This window comes from Bacteroides stercoris ATCC 43183, from assembly GCF_025147325.1.
Taxonomy (GTDB): Bacteria; Bacteroidota; Bacteroidia; order Bacteroidales; family Bacteroidaceae; genus Bacteroides; species Bacteroides stercoris.
In genome coordinates this window covers 1,843,366-1,866,674 of sequence record NZ_CP102262.1, presented here as the reverse complement: position 1 = coordinate 1,866,674, position 23,309 = coordinate 1,843,366, and the positions used below count along the sequence as shown (strand labels likewise).

At 42.7% G+C, this 23,309-nt stretch carries 9 protein-coding genes and 1 pseudogene; 4 read left to right on the top strand and 6 right to left on the bottom strand.

All coding sequences use genetic code 11. The annotated features are described in order from the left end of the window. Positions 1-40: 40 nt before the first annotated feature. From NQ565_RS07505 to NQ565_RS07480, 6 genes and pseudogenes are all read right to left on the bottom strand, one after another. Entirely contained in the window at positions 41-1,936 is a 1,896-nt protein-coding gene (locus tag NQ565_RS07505; RefSeq protein WP_005654683.1) for a RagB/SusD family nutrient uptake outer membrane protein, read from the bottom strand. A gap of 35 nt (positions 1,937-1,971) precedes the next feature. Further along, the gene (locus NQ565_RS07500; protein ID WP_005654682.1) at positions 1,972-5,184 is read right to left on the bottom strand and encodes a SusC/RagA family TonB-linked outer membrane protein; all 3,213 of its coding nucleotides are present in this window, start codon (positions 5,182-5,184) and stop codon (positions 1,972-1,974) included. A 232-nt stretch (positions 5,185-5,416) separates the two neighbouring features. Beyond that, positions 5,417-7,864, bottom strand: a pseudogene (locus tag NQ565_RS07495) (glycoside hydrolase family 95 protein). Between the two features lie 137 nt (positions 7,865-8,001). Further along, complete coding sequence (locus NQ565_RS07490; RefSeq protein WP_005654677.1) at positions 8,002-10,452, bottom strand: glycosyl hydrolase family 18 protein; 2,451 nt, start codon at positions 10,450-10,452, stop codon at positions 8,002-8,004. A gap of 91 nt (positions 10,453-10,543) precedes the next feature. Beyond that, positions 10,544-12,553, bottom strand: a complete 2,010-nt coding sequence (locus NQ565_RS07485) for a family 20 glycosylhydrolase (protein ID WP_005654675.1) — start codon at positions 12,551-12,553, stop codon at positions 10,544-10,546. A 46-nt stretch (positions 12,554-12,599) separates the two neighbouring features. After that, complete coding sequence (locus tag NQ565_RS07480) at positions 12,600-15,680, bottom strand: glycoside hydrolase family 2 TIM barrel-domain containing protein (RefSeq protein ID WP_005654674.1); 3,081 nt, start codon at positions 15,678-15,680, stop codon at positions 12,600-12,602. Positions 15,681-15,977: 297 nt separating this feature from the next. Between NQ565_RS07480 and NQ565_RS07475 the strand changes: the two genes are divergently transcribed. The 4 genes from NQ565_RS07475 (at position 15,978) to nth (ending at position 23,279) form a co-directional block, all read left to right on the top strand. Next, positions 15,978-19,910: a hybrid sensor histidine kinase/response regulator transcription factor gene (locus NQ565_RS07475; RefSeq protein WP_005654672.1), complete on the top strand. Its 3,933-nt coding sequence runs from the start codon at positions 15,978-15,980 to the stop codon at positions 19,908-19,910. A 223-nt stretch (positions 19,911-20,133) separates the two neighbouring features. Further along, positions 20,134-21,168, top strand: coding sequence for a phenylalanine--tRNA ligase subunit alpha (gene pheS, locus NQ565_RS07470; protein ID WP_016661427.1), 1,035 nt, complete (start codon positions 20,134-20,136; stop codon positions 21,166-21,168). Positions 21,169-21,411: 243 nt separating this feature from the next. Then, positions 21,412-22,608, top strand: a complete 1,197-nt coding sequence (locus NQ565_RS07465; protein ID WP_005654668.1) for an MFS transporter — start codon at positions 21,412-21,414, stop codon at positions 22,606-22,608. Further along, positions 22,605-23,279: an endonuclease III gene (gene nth, locus NQ565_RS07460; protein ID WP_005654667.1), complete on the top strand. Its 675-nt coding sequence runs from the start codon at positions 22,605-22,607 to the stop codon at positions 23,277-23,279. Before NQ565_RS07465 ends, nth begins: the two co-directional genes overlap by 4 nt. The last annotated feature ends 30 nt before the right edge of the window (positions 23,280-23,309 follow it).

Below are 23,309 nucleotides of genomic sequence, written 5' to 3'. Positions count from 1 at the left end.
CAGCAAATATCTGCAAAACTGCTACTAAGGCAAAAATAGATTAATAACCAAAGTTGTTGTCATCTACCGTAATACCTTCGTTATAATTGATTTCTGACAAAGGTATCGGCAATAGCAGATTCTTCTTCAAGAAGTCCTGAGTTAATGCTCCACCTTCCGCTTCGTTATAAAGACGATCCTGCTTATTATTTTTTGTTTCCTGATACGTTTCTACCGAGGCTCTCGTTATCTCATGATTATTGTGTTTTTCCAAGGCTTTTTTAAAGAGTTCCACACCTTTCAACCGTACCATTTCATACATATTGGGCTCACCTGCAAATTCAAAGATCCGTTCGTAATACAGATGCTCTCTCACTTCATCCTGCGTCAAAGTCTTCGGCCAGTCAGCCGGCTGAGCAGAAGTCCCTGCAGATGATTGTCGGGCACGTGTCAGTACCTCATTAGCTAAATCAATAGCACGGTCTTTCTGCCCCAATTCATTATATACATCGGCCATCAAAAGCAACATTTCGGCATAACGGTATACAATCAGATTTTTATGACTGCGTGTACCCGTAGCTTTCTTATCGAACATTTTTCCGAAATAGGGAGAAGCGTGTTCTTTGCCAGAAGCTGCATAATCTGTTTGTACACTTTCTCCAATACGGGCCAAACGTGTGGAGTCTTTTAGAGCCTGACCTGTCAAAGGAACCTTTTTATCAGGATTCATTGCCTCCGCCATCTTGGTATAGTCAGCAAATTTTGCTATAGAAGGATTCGAAGGGTCTTCCATGTCTGCATAAGGAAGTTCTGCTACAAAATCTTGCTGTAGCGGTATGCCGTTTTCCATTACTGGTTTTCCGTCTTTCATCACATAGACACCTTTCACCTTATATGTGATGTACGGATAAGAGTAAGTAGAGTCGTTGGCACACGGTTGGTCGCCCTTTTGCGGTACATCATCAGCCTGATTATTCTTATGCTGGCGCCAGCTAGTAAGGAAATTTATTTCCAAACGGGGATCACCGGGATAGGTAGCACGCATCCAGTCGTAAAGCGCTTTGGTTGCCTTGTACGTCCCCCATGCGATACCACTGTTTGAGTGAGCCGGAGCAAAACGGTTACAAGCACGATTGAATACCAAAGTGGACTCTGCGTTATAGTTCAATTGGAAGATTGATTCTTTACTTCCATTTACATTGTCTACAAACAAGTCGCCAAATTTCGGTTGAAGTTGATATTTTCCGTACACTTCATCAAACATGGCTTTGGCATTGTTCAGATTCGTTTGTTTATCAATGTCCAAGCAAGCCATTTTATGATACACTTTGCCCAAATAAGCCTTGGCTGCCAGACTTGTGGCATAGCCATCATTTTGTGTTTCCGGTAACACCAAAGCTGACTTGAAATCATCGATAATCAATCCGAACACCTGTTCTTTCGGCGTACGGGGCATAGCGATTCCATCGGAAGAAGAGGCTGAAGTTCTCATGGGAACGTCACCAAAATGGGAAACCAAGTTGTAATAGGCAACACCACGCAAGAAACGTGCTTCTGCCCCCAGCTTGTTTTTGATATCATCCGAGAGTTCACTCTTGTTCAAATAGTCAAGGAAAGCATTGACTTCAGCGATTACTTTATACATACCGTTCCAAGCATACTCCACTTGTGTACTGGAAGTCAATACATTTAAACTGACATTAGGGTCTTCACCGGAATTACGGTTTGTCCAAGCAAAGCCAGAAGCGCTGATAGGCAATTCCTGCCATTGCTGACCATATCCGTTGGGAGCAGCCATATAGCCGTAGCATCCCAAGAGAGCTTGCCTGGCATTGGACTCACTGCTGAAAATCACCAAATTATTTTGGGAATAAAGGGGCTCTTCATCCAAACAACCGGTCAAAACAGCACTGCCGGTAAGCAGGAAAGAAAAAGCAATATATTTAAAATTCTTCATATTATTCAGTCATTTAAGTTGTTAGTGTAATGGAATTAAAAAGTAAGGTTCAAACCGAAGATGTAGGAACGCGGTGTAGGATAAGAGTTCATATCCACGCCCGGACGAAGTCCGTCGAAGGCAAAACTGTTCACTTCAGGGTCATAACCGCTGTAGTCGGTAAGGATGAAGGCATTCTTCACACTGGCGAATACTGACATGTTTTTCATTCCGATTTTGGAAATCAGGCTCTTGGGCAAAACATAGCTCAATGTAATGTCTGAACACCGAAAATAACTTCCATCCTCTACATAACGATCCATCACCATGTTCTGTACCTCAAAGTTGGCCGAGGGGAAGAGATTGCTGGGGTTTTCGGCAGTCCACATTCCCTGATAAGCTTCAGAAGTGATGTTGTTGGACTTCATACCCGGTGTGTTTATGTAACGGTTACCGGTGTTCAATATATCACGACCTTGTACGCCGTTGAAAGCAGCTTTCAGCGTCAGCGACTTCCAGGAAAGGCTGGTCTGGATACCATAAGTAAAGTCCGGATTGGGATTACCGATAATATCCTTATCCTTATCATCTACCACACCGTCTTCGTTTCTGTCGACAAACTTCACGTCACCGGCTTTCAATGTCTGCCCCATGGCAGTCTTATAGTAACCTTCCGTTCCATCAGCCTTAGTATAACGGATGCCCTTACCTTCTACCACATCGTCAACCTGTACGATACCGTCAGTCACATAACCGTAGAACTGTCCCGGAGCTTCACCTGCCAGGAACACATGGCCTACACCGAAGTGGTCACCCAAAGAATTACCAAAGTAACCGACTCTTTCACCCAATGCACCAAATTGTCCAGGCAACATACCCAAATCACCGATTTTTCCCTTGTTGACACCAATATTTCCGCTTACATTCCATTTCCAGTCTTTATGGTCAATGATGCAGGCATTCAGTGAGAATTCCACACCTTTGTTTGTCAATGATCCTTGGTTATAATAGGTTGTAGAGAAACCTGCCGAACCCGGAAGATCCCGACTGATAAGCAAGTCTGTAGTTTTCTTATTATAAACATCTATAGTACCTGTCAAACGGGAATTCCAAAAGCCGAAGTCTACTCCCACGTTCCAGGAAGCTGTCTTTTCCCATTTTAAGCTATTGTTTGCCAAGTTAGTAATAGTAAGCGTATTCAATGCATTGCCCAGTTTGTCGGCATAGATAATACTACCGCCACCATACATGGCAAAAGTAGAATACGGATCGATACTCTGGTTACCAGTGATACCATAGCTCAAACGAAGCTTCAATTGGCTCAGCCATTTCAAACTCTTCATGAATTCTTCCTGTTCCAAACGCCAGGCGATAGAAGCAGAGGGAAAATACCCCCAACGATTATTCTTGGCAAACTTGCTGGAACCATCGGCACGAATAGAGGCTGTTATCAAATATTTCTCAAAAAGATTGATATTCACGCGTCCCAAGTAAGAAAGCAACTGATAATCTTTCTGAATAGGTGTCTGATATTCACGAGAACCGGCCATGTGCATACCATTTTCGCGCATTTCCATTACAGAAAACTTGGTTCCGACAACATTTTTGTTCAAGAAATTGTAATCCTCGTAAGTCATACCGACTGTACCATCCAAATTACCCCAAGAACCCAGCTTCGTATTATACATTACCAGATTCTCTACCGAGTAATTGCTCTTGTCAAGATTGGAAATGGCCAAGTAACCTTGATTATTCATACCCTGATACAGCTCCAGACCATACCAGCGTTTACGTTCATTGGTATTGATGTTACCACCGGTACGGAGATTATAACGCAAAAACTTGCTGATTTTCCATGTCAGGTCCAAACTGGCATTGAAAGTTTTATCATCAGCCAAGTCTACATAATCATTTAACCAACTGAATACCGTTGTTTTAGCTTCTTGGTCGAAAGCAGGGTCGTCCTCCGGCATTTCATATGGAGCATAGTCCAAAGCCGTACGTGAAACGGCACCTGTAGAACCACCCAATGTATTACCACCGGCCATCATATCGTTCTGACGGAGAGAACCAGCCAAGGACAAACGTAGAGAAACAGCCTTGGACAAGTCGGCATTCAAGTTGGCACGCAAGTCACCTTGCTTCAGTCCTGTCTGCTTCACGGTTCCCTCAATATCCTTGAAATTAGCAGAGACGTAGTAGGTAGTCTTACCTGTACCACCATTTACAGATACGGAATAGTTCTGAGAAAAAGCGGTTTGATAAATTTCTTTCTGCCAGTTTCGTTCAGCCAGCACATGATAGGATTCAGGTTTATCAGGATCATAAGAACCTGTAGCATCACCGAATACATAACGTACTTCGTCACCAACCAGGTGGAACTGCCAGTTTTTCTCATCCGTCTGACGCGAATTACGATACAAGGCATGTTCACGCAAACTCATCATATTCAACAGTTCAGAAGGCTCTGCAATGGTGAAGTTAGCCGAAGCACTTACTTTTGCCTTACCTTCCTTACCTTTCTTTGTAGTAATCAAAATGACACCATTAGCACCACGGCTACCATAGATGGCGGTAGAAGAAGCATCCTTCAATATGGTAATATCTTCAATATCGGCCGGATTCAGCGAAGCCAAGGGGTCTTGTGCAATCTGAAAGTCACCTGAAATACCAGAAGAAGCAAATTCACCGGTAGAAGCCTGCGGGATATTATCAATCACATATAAAGGTTGGTTATCGCCACGCAAAGAACTGGCGCCACGAATCGTAATAGAGGAAGCAGCGCCCGGAGTAGCAGATGCTGTATTTACTACCAGACCGGCAACTTTACCATCAAGCAGATTGTCTATAGATGTCGCTTTCATAGCCTCATTGCCATCCGGACGCATGGTAGTCAAAGCACCGGTCAAGTCACCCTTGCGAGCCGTACCGTAAGCCACAACGACAACTTCATCCAATTGCTGCAAGTCGTCTTTCAATGTTACATTAATATTGGTACGATTACCTACTTTTATTTCCTGCGTTGTATATCCAATAAAAGAGAATACCAATATAGAATTGGAATTTGGAACAGAAACAGTATAATTACCATTTACATCAGTTATGGTACCACTGGCAGCACCTTTTACATGTACGTTTACACCAGGCATCGTTTCACCATTACCATCGTACACAATACCTTTCACTTGAATGGCCTGAGCGAGAGCTGTGGTTACAGCCAACAGACATAGCACCATCACAAGCATCGCCTTTTGAAGTCTTTGTCTCATAGAATTAAATTTAAATAAATATTGTCGTTTCAACGCTGCAAAATTGCAAAACAATCCAAAAACCGAAGTACAAAAATCACTATTAATAGGTCTAAAAATCACTATATTTTCATTGATAGTATTTTTAAGGACTCCAGCTTCTGAAATAAAGCATTTATGCCCATTTCATCGGTATTACATTCATTTCCAACCAGGAAAAGAATTCATAAACTTCACTATACGAACAAGAAATCTATCGTTTATTCAAAATCAGACATCCATTCTGATAGGTTACACGATAGCTTTTCCCTTTTTGAGTCTTGAAAATCAGCACAGCGTCCCGATATCTCAATATGCAAGGTGTTCCCGCATAAGAAATAATGTCAACCTGTCGCAGCTTTCCATCTTTCCAGCATACATCCAATGAAAAATTTCCACGGGCACAAAGTCCGGACACAGAACCGTCACTCCAAGCATCGGGCAAAGCTGGCAACAAGTGAATGAATCCCATGTGACTTTGTAGCAGCATTTCCGTAACACCGGCCGTGCCACCAAAATTCCCATCAATCTGGAAAGGCGGATGCATGTCCCAAAGATTATTCAATGTTCCGTGTTTTAAGAGATTACCAAAAAGTTTATAAGCATGATTACCATCGTGCAGACGCGCCCACTGATTAAGTTTCCAACCCATACTCCAACCGGTTGCTCCATCACCCCGGTGTTCCAACACCACTCTGGAAGCATCGGAAAGTTCAGGGGTGGTTATCGGTGATACCGTATGCCCGGGATGCAAACCAAAGAGATGGTTCACATGACGATGCTGGTCTTTCGGATCATCCATATCACCGGACCATTCCATCAGCTGACCATAGCGCCCAATTTTATAAGGAACCAACTTCTCCAATACCTGCTCCCAGTATTTGCGTTCTTTAGCATCCACCCGCAGCACTTTGCTGGCATCGATAGCATCGAGTAGAATTTCACGGACTACTGCATGTACGAAGGTTGCTCCCTGGTCTACCGGACCATGTTCAGGAGAAGTGGAAGGAGCCGCAGTATAGGTACCGTCGGGTTTATGCCATAAGTAATCTACGGCAAAGTTAGCACTACTTTTAATCAGTTCATAACCGATTTCTTTGAGAAACTTCACATCTCTGGTGTAATCATAATACTCCCAAATGTGTGTTGCCAGCCATGGTCCTGCCATAGGGTTGAAATTCCACGACATATTCTCACTCTCCAACGGTGTAGTAAAACCAAAGATATTTCCAGAAATGGAAGCCGTCCAGCCACGAGCCCCAAAATATGCCTGAGCAGTCTTCTCACCAGGTTTTACCAAAGTACGGATGAAATCTATGAGCGGTTTCATGCATTCGCTCAGATTGGTAGAACATGCCGGCCAATAGTTCATCTGCAGATTGATATTGTTGTGATAGTCCACACGCCACGGACCATCTACATTATTATGCCATATACCTTGCAAATTGGCAGGAAAATTGCCGGGACGAGAACTGGCTATCAACAAGTAACGGCCAAACTGATAGTACAATTGTTCTAAATAGAAATCTTTTTGACCTTCGCGATAACGACTCAAACGTTGAGTAATCGGCATATCACGAAAATCAGATGAATTTGTCAAGTTCAGTTTCACACGGTTGAACAATGCTGTATAATCTGCATAGTGAGCTTGATATAACGCTTCATAGCCTTGTTTTTCTGCCTCATTTATCCAATAAGCTGTCGTTTCTTCCGGATTTACTCCCACATACGTTTTCGGATTAGTGAAGTCAGGGTTGAAATTAATCAGATAGTCAGTATCAGCTGTAATCAGAAATACCACCTCATCCGCTCCTTCGATAAGGAGTTGGTCATGAGTATTCGTTACAGTTCCACCTTGCGTTAAAACCCGCATACGCACTACATACTCCATACTATTATTATCTAATCTGGCTCGAAAAACCAATCCATTTTTCCCTTCAGGTTGTAAAGAGCCTGCCGAAACCGGATTAGGAGCATAGCTGAATCTAAGGTTCTGTTTAGCAGGGCGGTCAGCACTATAACGCATCACCAAAACGTTTGCAGGATAAGATATAAATGAAGTACGCTTATATTTTACTCCATCTTTGCAAAATTGTACTATTGCACGGGCTGAATCGAGCGACAGTTCACGGCGATATCCGCTTATCCCAATAGTACTTAGTCCTGTTTCTATGTAGAATTCTCCCATCGTCGTAAAGTTACCGAACCGGAATGGGTCTTCTTTATAAGATTCATATGGAACTGTACTGTTGAAGTTCTGGCAGGTCAGACGTTCGGCCTTTTCTTGATTACCTTCAGTAAAGGCTTTACGAATCTCGTCAAGAAGATAAGCAGACTGCTTATTTACATTCCAATAATACGCCGCTCCCTTAGCGGTATTCGGTCCTCCTCTCCATAAGGTTTTCTCGTTAAAGGTAATACGTTAGGCTTCTATTGATCCTAAAATATTAGCACCTATACTACCATTGCCCAAAGGCAAGGAAGCTGATTCCCATTCTGCATCCGGATTCTTAGCATGGTCTCCAGCTGAAATAGGTTTCTTATCCTTCCATAATTCCGGATTTCCACCATACCATACAGCATGACCGTTTAACGTCGTGGGAGTATCAAACCAGTAAGACAAGGGTGGTTGTATGCCCTGACCATAAACGCCAAGGCTCATTAACAATCCTATAAATATAATCCTGTTTCTTTTCATATTATCCATAAAGTACATACCAAGCAGCTCACACAAAAGAGAATCATAGCAATGAGTTGATTCCTGCGATAGCATTTCCGCATCCACTTCTTCCATCTCTGTTATTTCCTGATTTCCTCTACTACTGCACGCTGTAAAGAAAGTGAATTTTCATAATCACAGTCGGTGGCCAAATCCCATGACATCACACCGTGCATGTGCTGGCCGAGCGCATACCTTACTTTTTTCTGAATAGTAGATACACTGTTCAAATAGTACGTAGTTCCTTTATAAGTTACCTGATCATCAGTCGTATTCTTGACAGAACCTTCCTTTACCATATCAAAATAGGCAACCGTGCCTTCCGAGCTACCAGAGTTCCAGTTTTTTGTACCATAGAAAGGTAGTCCGGGCACCAGTTTTTCTGTTGGAATACCGTAATTAATAGCAGCCTGCAAATGGCTAGTATAACTCTCATAAGGGAATTCGATAGCTTTCGGACCATAACATTGGAATGAAATCCAATCGCAGGCAGCCACTGCTTCCGGAGTTATCTTATAAGAAATGGGGTGCAAAGAAACCGTAAGTAGATAATCAGAGCCTATTACTTTTCTAATTTCCTGAATAGTCAAACTGTAATTCTTAAATTGGTCAGCAGAATATGCCCATTCAAAATCCAGGTCAACCCCGTCCAACTGATATTTGTCGAGCACAGTCTTAATATTTTTAGCGAATGAAGTACGATTACTGGCATTGCCAATCATAGCTGCCCAATCACCGCCGGACACCCCCAAACGGAACTTGATATCCTTGCCGGTCAACTTCGAACGGACATCTTCCATAATAGTTACCCAACTATGAGAATCCTTTCCTGGATTTTGCTCTTCATCATATTTCCAATAAGCCTGTACTTTGGTGTGATTCCAGTTCCCAAAGTTCAGTCCATCGGTCTTTACCTCATTGATTTCAGCAGCTGACATCGGCAACATACTAAAGAAAGTTTCGTCCAACTTACCTTTCAATCCAGTGCCCAAATACATATTAAAATAGGCATTCATAAATGGAAGTTTCAGAAATGCCGTTGTTTTTCCTGCAGAAACTCCATCAACAAACAATTCTGTGTTTTGGGCTACTCCATCATGAACCAGCGACACATGATGCCAAGCACCTGTTTGCAGCGAGGCTGTAGTATAGGTATGGGTTGTATTATCTACAAAGAAAGTCAACTTGCCTACAGTATCACCTAATTTCAAACCAACCTTTGGGGCATTGTTCCCATTCTGTTTTTTAAAGAGGAAAGCTCCTGCATGCCATTCATCGATATACACCCACGTAGCAAATGTGAATTTCGGAAATTCACCAATGGCTTTATTCAATATATCAGCTTTCACATCCAGCTGCGCTGTTCCATCCAGTGAGACCACACCAGTGCGGTCTGCATAACCAGCCATCCAGGTAGTACCAGCAGACAAAGAGAAAGTACTCTCAGGTATTTCAAAATACAAAGGACCGCCAAAATAGGGATTGGCTACCAGATAAATCAAATCATTGCAAGTCTGCAACCCTTTGGTAAAGATACGGCCGGTTTCATAGAAACTAGTACGGATATATGAACTATTGATAAACTGTTTGGAAGCAGTCTGTTCCGGAGTTTCAAAAGCCGTATCCACAGAGACACTTACCTGCGTCTGTACCTCAGATTCTGCTATATCCGAACAAATAAGATTGGTACGATAGTTCGGAGAGAAAGGCACAGATTCCACTTCATAAGATGCATCCGGTGTATCAGCCGTTTCAGTCACGTCAAATAAATTGATAATTACGTTATACAAACTACTACCTTGTTTGTATTTACCGGAATCAGCCAACGGATGAACAAACAGATAGTCATAAGCAATGCGGTTATTGCCTTCGTCAGTCAAAACGGGTGCTGCAAATGTCTGCTTACCTGCCTTTCCCGTAACATCAGCTGCCAGCACATTATAAGCTGTATAGACACTGGGATAACTGATTTGTACAGCCTTGGTTCTTTCAACAGATGTCTTCGTCCTGATGTTCATCATAGCCAACGGACGCTTCAAGGACAGCTCAATCGGAGCACCTGCCCGGATGTTTTTCTTCACAGCACAGAAAGCATCTTTAGCAGCTGTATTCAAAGCCCACTTGGCTGTATTCATAGACACATTCTGCAGATCGGCGGTGGTGTAGAATTCATCATTTACATTATTCAGTTTCACATTATCCATCCCACTACTTACGTAATCAGCCCAAGCCAGAAAAGTATAGGTTTTGTCAGGCATCAGTTCCAGTTCAAAAGTAGAAGATGTCTGGCAGAGACGTATTAACTTTGCACCCAAAGTACCTTCTGCTTCCTGTGCATAAGCTTCCAGAATATAACGTAAATGATAACCATTCACCTGTTGAGGAGCTGTCAGCCCGCGAGTAGACACATCCACATCAGGAATCAGATGCACTACAGTATGTTCTGACGAAGACATTGACTCAGTTTCATCAGTACAGCCAGACAAAAAAATTGCCATTGCTGCCAGCACTGACCATACTAGTTTTCTCATAATACAAATAATGATTTTATAGGTTTATATATAAATGAATAATTTAAATTTCCGAATCAAAGAGACAGGAAAAAACATTAGAAACGTTCCCTCAGAACTGCTTGCACACTACATTTTTAATCTTTCCTTTAAAACCGTTCAAGCCATCCCCTATTTGTTGTAAGGGAAATATCAGTGTCTCCTGATACTCCATATACTCCATACGCTTATACTGCTGACGATAGACTTTCTTGGTGCGGCCTTCCAGACGTTCCTGCAACTTACCGTTCACATAAAGGGAAGTCCCCTTGTAATCACCTTCTATACGAATATCACTCCACACACCTTCGGGCAAATGATAGGAATGAAACACAAATGTATAGCCGTCACGACTGAAAGCCAGGCAGCCTTTGTTTTCCCAATTGGCATACACCACAGAATGAGGTCCCTTGAATAGTATGGAACTATTGGAAGCATTCTCATCGGGACAAATTTTGAAAGATACAGCATACGGATACCCCACTTCTTGTAACACAGTAGAAATAGAATCGGTTCCGCTTAGCACACAGACTTCCCCGGCAGGGGTAAGTTGCACTTCACCAGAAGCAGTCTGACATACACCTGACGGTATCCGGCCTAACAGATTCACGCCGGGAGCTTCGGGCATCTGACGACATAAATCCTCAAACTGTTCAAAAGAAACCTGACTATTGCTGCCTTTCCACATCTTTTCAGCCAATACCTGTAGGGCTGGGAAAGAACGCACATGCACGTCTTGTTCTGATATACCGTTGCCGCACTTATCATTCCACACGGCAAACATACCTCCCAGTACTCCAACGGTACCTTCGGGCAATGTCAACTTTTTATTAATCAACCATGGTGACCAAGTTTCATACAACCATTGATGATCCAGAAAATCACGGTAATAACCTGCTGAGGGTACAATATAAAGATAAGTGTCACAAGAGTTAATCAACTTATATCCGTCTTTTAAAGATGCTTCCGGGTCTATCCAGTCATACGACCATGCATTGACAGTTACTCCTTCTGCCTGCACAGGTGTCTTTCCCGGGAGCCATTTCAAGCCACCCCACATACGGGGATTTTTACCGTATTTCGCAATGTATTTCAAATACCGGTCCGTGAAATAACGATACCGTTCAGCCTCCTTTTTATTATACTCGTCTGTTCCTATATGTACGTCCGGACCGATAAATACCGGTGAGTCTCCACAAAGATATTCGTCCAACAATGTATCCACAAAACGATAAGTCTCCTCTTTATAAAGGTCAAGATGATCCATACCATATTCTTGACTGGCTATTTCCGGCTTATAATGAGCAAAAGCCAGAGAGTGGGCGGGGATGTCTATTTCTGGAATAATGTTTACTCCATAAGCTTTCCCCATCTTCTGTAACTCTATAAATTCTTTTTTGGTATATGACCCGTCCTTGGATGTCAATCCAGGGAAACGTTCACTCTCTAACCGAAAAGCAGCATAGGTTTTATTCCAATCATTCTCAAAAAATTGCGGAAACCCATTATCATTCAAATGTATTTGAAACTCATTCATCTTGTAAAAAGACAATATCTTTACATATTGCTTCAGATAATCCATCGTGAAGAACTTTCTGGCAACATCTAGCATAAATCCTCGATTAGGGAATTGAGGATAATCGCGTGCAATACCTTTAGGAAGAGTACCTTGATGATTAAAAAGGATCTGCAGCAAACTGCGCGTACCCCAAAATACACCTTTTACGGCAGGAGCTTTTATACAAGCATAACCGGAAAAGTCAAGCACATATCCCTCTTCTCCCAACTCCTCATCAGGTGGAGTGAGGGACAAGCAAATATCGTTCTTACGAGGTTTTCCGGTACGCAAAGTATAATCCCACCCCATCAATTCCTTCAAGTCTGATATAAGAATACGAGCTGTGGACTCTAACGCAGCCTCATCGGTTGTGCGAATTACAATGCTGCCTCGTACAGGCAAGGAAAGAGTTCCACCTGTTCCACGCCATTGTTGCAAAGCCGGAATAACTTGCGGACAAGATTCTTGAGCAATAGCAGAAAGGCTTATACAAAACAATATGATAAAAAATAAAATTCTCTTCATAAACAATTGATACTATTTAAAATTCCGATATGTCAAAAGTGCCTCATCATTTTAAAGGACGTATTTCAAAACTAAACAGATACTCTTTTACAGGCACCAAATAAGGCGCCAGTACCCCCGGTCCGCAAGTAGCCGTTCCCACACCGCTTTGCAAAGCGTCAAGATGAACGGTCACCGTGCCATTTCTTTTCAACTTGTTAATGTGCCCGGCAGCATCTATATTCTCATCAGTGAAAGGAGATACACTAAATTCAAATGACTTCTCCCCCCACACAGACAATCCTTTTCCTAATTCATCGCTAACTTGCATCCAACGCACGTCTGTTCGATTACCGGTAGCCTGAGGACGCACATAATAATGAAACATTCGTTCTGCATCAGTATGATAAATTCCGATACGCCCCGATAGTTTTCGGTCAGCATAAGTCTCATGCTCTCCTCGGCCCAAATAAGTGACACGATTAAAACTGTGGGGCATTTCAAAAACCAGCCCGACACGAGCCAATGAACTGACAAACGTTGTATCCGGAACGAAACGGGTTTGTACAGACAATATTCCATCCTTGCGAATGGTGTATTCAAATGTAGCAGACCCTATTGTCTCATTTTTATCATTCAATAATTTCACTTCACTGTAAGTAGTGTGTCCTGATGTTTTTACAGATAATACACGTTGGACCAAATGATTTAGCCCTAATTTGCGCCAAACCTTTGCGCCTCCCTTCTTTTCACGGTTGTCATTGTCCGTTGCAGGGCGATATAAACTCAGCCGCACAGGCGAGGCAAGATATTCCTGTCCTTCATAGATGTATGATGTTAATGCTCCGGTTTTCGGATCAATCTGAATTTCCGGTTTTTCAGACAGTTTAGCCAATGTCGGACGATACTGACTATTGGCAGGCAAGACAAACTGATCATAAGCAACCTCATCATCAGTTCCGATGAAAGCACTTTTCTTCTTAGGCGTCCAGCTTAAATTCAGATAAGCCTCACGGATATTCCGGGGTAAGCGTACGCCTCCCAATGAAACTTCAGTAGTGGCATGTGGAGCAACTTCTATAGACTGTTCCCCTTTCGCTAACATTTTACCATTATCTCCCACTATGCTCCACTTCAACACATAAGCATTCAGATTGGTAAAGTCATACCAGTTTTTGATAGCGATGGTTAAATTTTTAGGATCTTTGAGCGTGCATTTAATATATTGATAAGCTTTTTTTACCTCTTTTAAATGAGGATGCGGTTCCCGTACAGCATTCACCAGCCCATTACAGCAAAAGTTACCAAAACTTGGTATATTTTCCGGTCCGTAATCACCGCCATACGCCCAATACCATTTACCATGAGCATCCACCTCTCTGAATGACTGGTCGACCCAGTCCCAGATACAACCGCCTTGTACGACAGGTTCGCTCTCGAACACTTCCATATATTCCTTCAAACCGCCTCCACTGTTACCCATTGTATGCAAATATTCCGTCATAATGAAAGGGCGGTATACTTTCGGACTTGTCTGATGGGCATAAGCCAACAACTCATCCACACTACGATACATGCGACAGTAAATATCAGTATTATATTGTTGTTCAGCACGTTCATACTGAACTGGACGACTTTGCTCTACTGATTTCATCCAATCGTAAGTGCGTTCAAAATTAATACCATTACCTGCCTCATTTCCTAATGACCAGATTATGATGGCGGGATGATTTTTTGACCTCTCGTACATCCGTTGTACCCGATCCATATGGGCTGGAAGCCATGTGCTATCCTTAGCAAGCGAAGCTGCTCCATACCCCATGCCATGCGACTCAATGTTTGCTTCATCTATTATATACAGACCGTAAAGATCACAGAGATGATACCAATACGGATGAGTGGGGTAATGCGAATTTCGCACTGTATTCAGATTATTCTGCTTCATCAGACGAATATCCTGTTCCATCAGTTCCTTGCTGACTGTACGTCCCAATTGAGAATGTTCATGACGATTTGCCCCTTTTACCAATATGGGCACACCGTTTATGCAAAATCGTCCATCTTTGATTTCCGAGGTACGAAACCCTACGTTGCACCCTGTCAGATGTATGATTTCTCCTGAAGTATCTTTTAGAGAAATAATCAATGTATAAAGATAAGGATGTTCCGCACTCCAACGTTTCACTTTCGGTAAAGTCTCTTTCTCAAAAAAAATGAAATTGCCGCTTTCCTTGCTTTGAACCGGACAATCCTTTTCCAAAATCGTTTTTCCGCAAGCATCTTCTAAACGATACGATAATGTGGCAGCACCTTCAGCCTCCCCTCCTATGGTTGTTTCAAGAGCAAAAAGCCCATCCGTATACGTTTCTTTATCTAAAGTGGAAGTCACTTGATAGTCTGCAATATATTGCTTGGGAGTGCTATACAGATAGATATCACGTTCTATACCGCTCAATCGCCACATATCCTGACATTCCAGGTATGATCCCGCACTCCAACGATATACTTCCAGGGCAACTGTGTTCTCTCCCTCTTTTACATATGGAGTAATATCCCATTCAGCAGGAGTCTTCGAACCTTGATTATAGCCCAATAAATGCCCATTTACCCAAATATAATAGAATGAGGTAACGCCCTCACAACAGATGACGGTCCGGCGATCTTTCCAATCCAATGGTAAAGTAAAGCTACGCCGATAAGAACCTACCTCATTTTCATCATATGGTACTAGTGGTGGATTTTTCTTAAAGTTAAATAGCGGGTCATCGAATTCGTAGGATTCATTCACATAAATAGCAGTTCCATAACCTTGACGTTCCCAGTTTCCAGGCACTTTGATGTCAGCCCATCCACCCGTATAATATCCAGGCTTATAAAAGTCTTTGGGCCGATTATCAGGATTCTTTACCCAAGAAAATTTCCATCTCCCGTTCAGACTCATATAATAGCGAGAATTTTCATAATCTCCTTGACGGATATTTGTAGCTTTGTCGTATGGCCATACATAAGTATGAGGCCGTAATTTATTTTTTCCAATAGCATATTGACTTTGCCATTCGGGAACAGTAGCCTGAGCAGAAAGCCTACCGACTCCAAAGAATATTCCCACAATGAGGAAGTGTAGAAAAATTTTATAGATGTAATTCATCGTATAACAAAGGTATTAGTTATAATAAATAGTTTTTTGCAAAAGTATCCGTTCCACAATGAATGGAAGGTATAGAAATATCTTTTTTTGCTCCAAAAATGACTATTTCACTCATTATCGTATAATCCTCCTATGCTCTATAAACAGCGTTAATTTATTGGTACAAATCTTGATATACAATAAATTACTGATACCAAACTTGACGGCGATTATACTTGTTAAAATAGCGGAATAAATTTATATGATTATTTGCATTATTGAAGCAAAAACAATATTTTTGTTTTACTTTTTTATACTATGAAGAAAATTTTATTAACTGTACTTGTTTGGATATTGCCAACCGTCTTATGGGGAAAGCAACTAAGTGACAAACAATATATATTTCAACGGATTGACGTACGTGAAGGACTCTCTTATCAAGTCAACTGCATGACAGTCAGCCACCGTACAGGTCATGCCTGGATGGGGACCAAAAACGGTATCGGACGCTTCGACGGATATGAACAAAAGAAATATTTGAATTGCAATATAGACCAATTGGTAGAAGACCGCAATAATAATATTTGGGCACTTGGCAGCGAAGGAGTTTTTCTGTATGATGCGGTCAATGACACCTTTTACCGGGCATGTGACCTAAATGGAAACCTTATATCAGCCTCCTCCATCTGCCTTTGGGATGACGGCGTTTTTTTCGGAGGATTTGACAAATTATACAAATATGATTATAAGACTGGGAAAATCGCTTTTTTCCGTTCGATTACTTCCAATATAAAATTCCAAATCACCGATCTTTACCGTTTTGACAGTCATACCCTGTTGGCTGCCAACCGTTGGGTGGGAGCTTTGCTGATAGATATTCGTACCGGACACACACGTGATGTCCCATTTGATTGTCACGACGTAGTTACGATGCTGCCTGATTCTAAAGGTAATTTTTGGGTGACTCCGTATTGTAAAGGAGTGCAATGTTACAATAAGAATGGTAAACTTCTTCACACCTACCACACAGGCAATTCATCAATGCAGAGTAACATTGTGCTTGCATTGGCTGAATATGATGGCCACATCTGGATAGGTACCGATGGCAAAGGAATTGCCGTTCTAAATCCTGAAAACAATCAAATGGATGTATTAACACATATTCCGGGAGATGCCTATTCTCTCCCCAGCAATTCTATTTTGTCTTTTTATGCAGATCCGGAAAATGGGATTTGGGCTGGCAGCGTACGCAGTGGAATGTTCAATATTAAGGAAGTGGGCATCAAACTATATGCAGATGCACTCCTTAATGCCGATTATGGACTCAGCGAGAAATCTGTATTAAGCCTTTATCAAGAACAAAACGAAAAGGATATATGGATAGGAACGGATGGTGGGGGACTGAATGTGTTTAATGCCGATACCAATAAATTTCGCCATATTCCATCTACATATGGAGAAAAGGTAGCCTCCATCACGGGTGTTGATAAAAACCACCTTTTGATATCACTCTTTGGCAAGGGGATATTTTTCTATAATAAGCAGACTGAACATTGTACTCCTTTGGTTATTGTAAATGATGATATTAACAACCGATTGTGTCAACAAGGCAAGACAGTCAATCTTATGCAAAATACACCGGAAACTATCCTACTGCTTTCCGAGAGTCCATACAGTTACAACTGGAAACAGAAAACATTCACCCCCATTCATATAAACCACCTTAAAGATGCCATAGTAGGTCAGTTGCTCCCGATATGTGTAAAGGAAACATTTTCTTACCTGCATGATTCCAAATGTATTTATCGTATAGACCATAATGACAATACCCTTCACGTCCTCTATCACTGTAAACAAGATACCATGATCCATTCGGCTTCAGCTGACGAGAAAGGCATTATCTGGATAGGGGGGAACTACGGGTTGGGCAGTTTCTCGCCCAATGACGGTTCATATACGCATATTTCAAACTCGTTGATTAACGAAGCAATGTCTGTTGCCAGTGACCAGCATGGACGATTATGGATTGGTAATAATGAACGTTTGCTTTCCTGGATGACCACCCAAAAGCGCTTTATCCTTTACGGTGTTCCAGACGGAGTCGCTCCTAACGAGTATCTGCCGAAACCCCGCTTACTTTCATCAGAAGGAGATGTATATTTGGGTAGTGTAAATGGATTATTACGCATTGCTTCCACACTTCCCAAAGAGCACCCGGAATCTCCGGTGCTTGAACTATCTGATGTATTTGTTGGCGGTGATCGCATGGAATATATTTCAGGCAGGAAGCCTGTTTTAAAAATTCCGGAGCAAAGCAGAACGATAACGATTAAAGTAAAGGCACACAATAAAGATATATTCCGTAAGCCTGCCTATTGTTACAATCTGCAAGGATATGAAAAAGAGCCTATCTATTCTTATTTGCCGGAACTGACACTGAATACGCTGTCAGCAGGCACCTATCAGATAACTGCTTCATGCACTACCCGTTCCGGCGAATGGACAGATAATTACCCCATTATTGAACTTATCATACTCCCACCTTGGTACCGTACATGGTGGTTCATATTAACATGCATGCTGACTGCCTTGTCAGCAGTGGGCTTATCCGTTTACAGCTTTTTACGCCGCAAAGAGAACCGAATGAAATTAGCAATGAAAGAGCACGAGCAACAAGCGTATGAAGAAAAGATACGCTTCCTGATAAATATCAATCATGAGCTGCGTACACCTCTTACGCTAATCCATGCTCCTTTAAAACAACTGATAGAACAGTTTCCTGCCAAAGATGCCCGCTATAGGGTTCTACAGAATATTGCCCGACAGTCTGAGCGCATGAAGAATTTATTAAACATGGTACTTGATGTACGCAAAATGGAAGTCAGCCAAAGTACCTTGCATATAGAAAGCATCAATCTGGAAAAATGGCTGGAAGAAGTAGTTGAAGACTTTATACCCGAGGCTACCCAAAAACATATAACACTCACCCGTCAGCTGTCAGCCGGAATAGAATCATTCTATTGTGATAAGGAAAAATGTACTACTATAATAACCAATTTATTAATTAATGCAATAAAATACAGTAACGAGGGAGGAGAAATCAATATTATTACTTCATTATCCGAAAAGAAAGACAGAGTGCGTATTTCTGTTTCAGATCAAGGTCCGGGGCTAAAAGATATTGATGTCTCGAAACTGTTTACACGTTTCTACCAGGGTGAGAACAGTCGTCCCGGATCAGGCATAGGACTTTCGTACTCAAAAATTTTGGCAGAACAGCAAGGCGGCAGTGTCGGCGCACTCAATAATGTTGAATCTGCAGGTTCTACTTTTTGGTTTGAACTGCCACTAAACATTAAGCCTGGCAAGCTTATTTTACAGCCACAACCTTATCTTAACGAATTGCTTGCCTCTGCTGAAAACATTGAGAGTGTACCAGACGAGCCTACTTTCAGATCCGAAACTAAAGATTATACCATTCTGGTGGTGGATGACAATATGGAATTAGTAGATTATCTGACTGATGCGATGAGGCCCTATTTTAAAGACGTGCGCACAGCTTACAACGGTGAAGAGGCGTTAGAGATGTGCAGGCAGTGGCATCCGGATATTATAATCAGCGATATACAGATGCCTAAAATGAACGGGTACGAGTTGTGCAAGCGGGTTAAGGAAGAATTAGACATCAGCCACACCCCAGTCATTCTGCTTACTGCTCGAAATGATGAAGCAAGCCGTATATTCGGCTATAAAAATGGAGCCGATACTTATCTTACAAAGCCGTTTGAGATAAGTACGCTCTACACAGCCATATATAACCAATTGAAAAATCGTGAGCGTATAAAGAAAAAGTATATTAGCAGCAAAACAGCACCAACACCGGAAGAAAGTACATTTAGCGCCGCTGACGAGAAGTTCTTGAATACAATGAATCAGATTATTACTGAAAATATCGACGAGCCTAATATGGGAGTTCCTTTCCTATGTGACAAACTCGGTATGAGCCGTGCCTCACTTTATAATAAGTTAAAGGCATTAACAGGTATGGGAGCAAACGATTATATAAATAAATTGCGCATTGACAATGCTATCAACCTACTACTAAACAGTTCATTAACAGTAAACGAAATAGCAGATCGGGTCGGGTTCTCTACCCCCCGCTACTTCAGTGCAGTATTCAAGAAAAACATGGGATGCTCTCCTACCCAATATAAGGAAGAACAATTCAAAAATAATGTACAGAATATATAAGTCAACAGGACAAGAATGTCCACCGAAGGAAAAAATATTGGAATAATTGAAGCTACATCTTAGCGGCACATTATATCGAAAGCCGGACACAAAGTCCGGAAAAGCATTCCGGCTGGCAGTCTGAGTTAATAAAAAATAATATGCAGCGATTGAAGGCAAAACAATGATAAAATTGTATCTTTGCATCGTTTTATGTATTGAAAGAATAAATAATAACAACGATATGATAGCCAGAATCAACGAGCTTCTGCAAGAAGTAGAAGCACTGAAAGCCGCTAATGCCGAGGAACTGGAAGCACTGCGAATCAAATACCTCAGCAAGAAAGGAGCCATTAACGAACTGATGGCAGACTTCCGCAACGTGCCTGCCGACCAGAAGAAAGAAGTGGGCATGCGCCTGAATGAACTCAAGAACAAGGCACAGGAAAAGATTGCCGCTCTGAAAGAACAATTCGAGAGCCGGGACAACGGTTGCGAAGACCTTGACCTTACCCGTTCGGCCTATCCCGTGAAATTAGGGACACGCCATCCGCTCAGCATCGTAAAGAACGAAATCATCGATATATTTGCCCGTATGGGATTCAACATCGCCGACGGTCCTGAAGTGGAAGACGACTGGCATGTATTTTCCGCCATGAACTTTGCCGAAGACCATCCGGCACGCGACATGCAGGATACTTTCTTCATTGAAAACAATGCCGAGAATGTATCGCACAATATCATACTGCGCACACATACATCCAGCGTGCAAAGCCGTGTCATGGAGAATACACAACCGCCCATCCGCATTATCTGTCCGGGACGCGTATACCGTAACGAGGCTATCAGCTATCGTGCACATGCTTTCTTCCACCAGGTAGAAGCGTTGTTTATAGACCGTAATGTATCGTTCACCGACTTGAAACAAGCTCTGTTGCTCTTTGCACAGGAAATGTTCGGCAAGGATACCAAGATACGCCTTCGTCCTTCCTACTTCCCGTTTACGGAACCAAGCGCCGAAATGGACATCAGTTGCAATATCTGTGGCGGCAAAGGCTGTCCTTTCTGTAAAGGAACCGGTTGGGTCGAAATCTTAGGTTGCGGTATGGTAGACCCCAATGTACTGGAACTGAACGGTATTGACAGCAAGATATACAGCGGCTACGCTTTAGGTATGGGTATAGAACGTATTGCCAATCTGAAATATCGCGTAAACGACCTGCGCCTGTTCTCGGAAAACGATACGCGCTTCCTGAAAGAATTTGAAGCAGCTTATTAATATAGAAATCCCGATATTTCTATATTGGGCATAAAATTGGGATGTGCCAGAACCCAAAGGCACTCACCATTTATTTTTAGGCACGGATTGCACGGAGAAACACGGATTAAATCAAAAAAAGGACCGTGAAGTCCGTATAATCCGTGCCTAAAAGAAATTATCAGGCGTATTTTTACTCCCGATTATTTGCAACTAACGGTTTTTAATACAGCCTGATTATCAATCCTATTAAATTTCCACCCAATGAAAGATAGGCTCGTAACTCCCGGCTATTGCTTTATCCTCGCTGCCAACTTCCTGCTGTACTTCGGCTTTTGGCTATTGATACCCGTATTGCCATTCTATCTATCCGAAGTATTCAATGCAGGAAACTCCACTATCGGCATCATTCTTTCCTGCTATACGGTAGCTGCCTTATGCATCCGTCCGTTCTCCGGATATTTTCTGGACAGTTTTGCCCGCAAACCGTTGTATCTGTTAGCTTATTTCATCTTCATGACTATGTTTGCCGGATACATCATTGCCGGGTCACTCACTTTATTTATCCTGTTCCGCATCATACACGGCGTATCATTCGGCATGGTAACCGTAGGCGGCAATACGGTAGTCATCGACATCATGCCCTCATCAAGACGCGGAGAAGGTCTCGGATATTACGGACTCTCCAACAACATAGCCATGGCAGTAGGGCCGATGTCCGGTTTGTTCCTGCACGATGCCGGTATGAGTTATACCACCATATTCTGTTGCTCGCTGGGTTCCTGCATTGCCGGGTTCATCTGTGCTTCCTTAGTGAAAACCCCGTATAAGCCGCCTGTCAGACGCGAACCGGTTTCGCTCGACCGCTTTATTTTGCTGAAAGGCATTCCTGCGGGCATCAGCCTGCTCTTATTATCCATTCCTTACGGAATGACTACCAATTACGTAGCCATGTATGCCAAAGAAATCGGTATCCATGCAACTACCGGCTTTTTCTTTACTTTCATGGCGGTGGGCATGGCTATCTCGCGCATCTTTTCCGGCAGGATTGTAGACAGAGGAAAAATAACGCAGGTGATTTCGGCAGGGTTGTACATCGTGGTATTCAGTTTCTTCCTGCTCTCGGCATGCGTCTATATCATCGAGTGGAACAGCATGGCATGCAACATCGTATTCTTTGCAGTGGCATTGCTGCTTGGCATAGGCTTCGGCATCATGTTTCCGGCCTACAACACACTGTTCGTAAACCTTGCCCCCAACAGTCAACGGGGCACGGCCACTTCCACCTACCTCACTTCGTGGGATGTGGGGATAGGCATCGGCATGCTGACAGGCGGATACATTGCAGAAGTCAGCACTTTCGACAAAGCCTATCTTTTCGGAGCCTGCCTGACAATTGTTTCCATGCTCTATTTCAACATCAAGGTAACTCCTCATTATCATAAAAACAAATTACGATGAGAAAGAAAGAACGTTATGAAAAGATACTCGCCTGGTTCAGGGAAAACCGCCCCATAGCGGAGACCGAGCTACATTATAACAACCCGTACGAACTGTTGATTGCGGTAATTCTTTCCGCCCAATGCACAGACAAGCGGGTGAATATGATAACTCCCGCCCTTTACCGGGACTTCCCCACTCCCGAAGCACTTGCAGCCACTACTCCGGAAGTAGTATACGAATACATACGCAGTGTATCCTACCCGAACAACAAGGCCAAGCATCTCGTAGGCATGGCTCAAATGCTGGTGAAAGACTTCAACAGCCAAGTGCCCGACACACTGGAAAAGCTCGTGAAACTTCCCGGTGTGGGACGCAAAACGGCAAATGTAATCCAGTCGGTCGTCTTCAACAAAGCCGCCATGGCGGTAGATACCCACGTTTTCCGCGTCAGCCACCGTTTGGGACTGGTATCCGACAAATGCACTACCCCGTTCAGCGTAGAGAAGGAACTGGTTAAATACATTCCGGAAGCAGAGATTCCCATTGCCCACCACTGGCTCATCCTGCACGGACGGTATGTATGCCAGGCACGTACCCCTCAATGTGACAACTGCGGTTTGCAATTGATGTGCAAATATTACTGCCGGAAGTATAAAGTTAGTAAAGAGAGCAATGATGGGGAAGAATAAACAATGATTTAATAGCAGGGAAAAGAAATA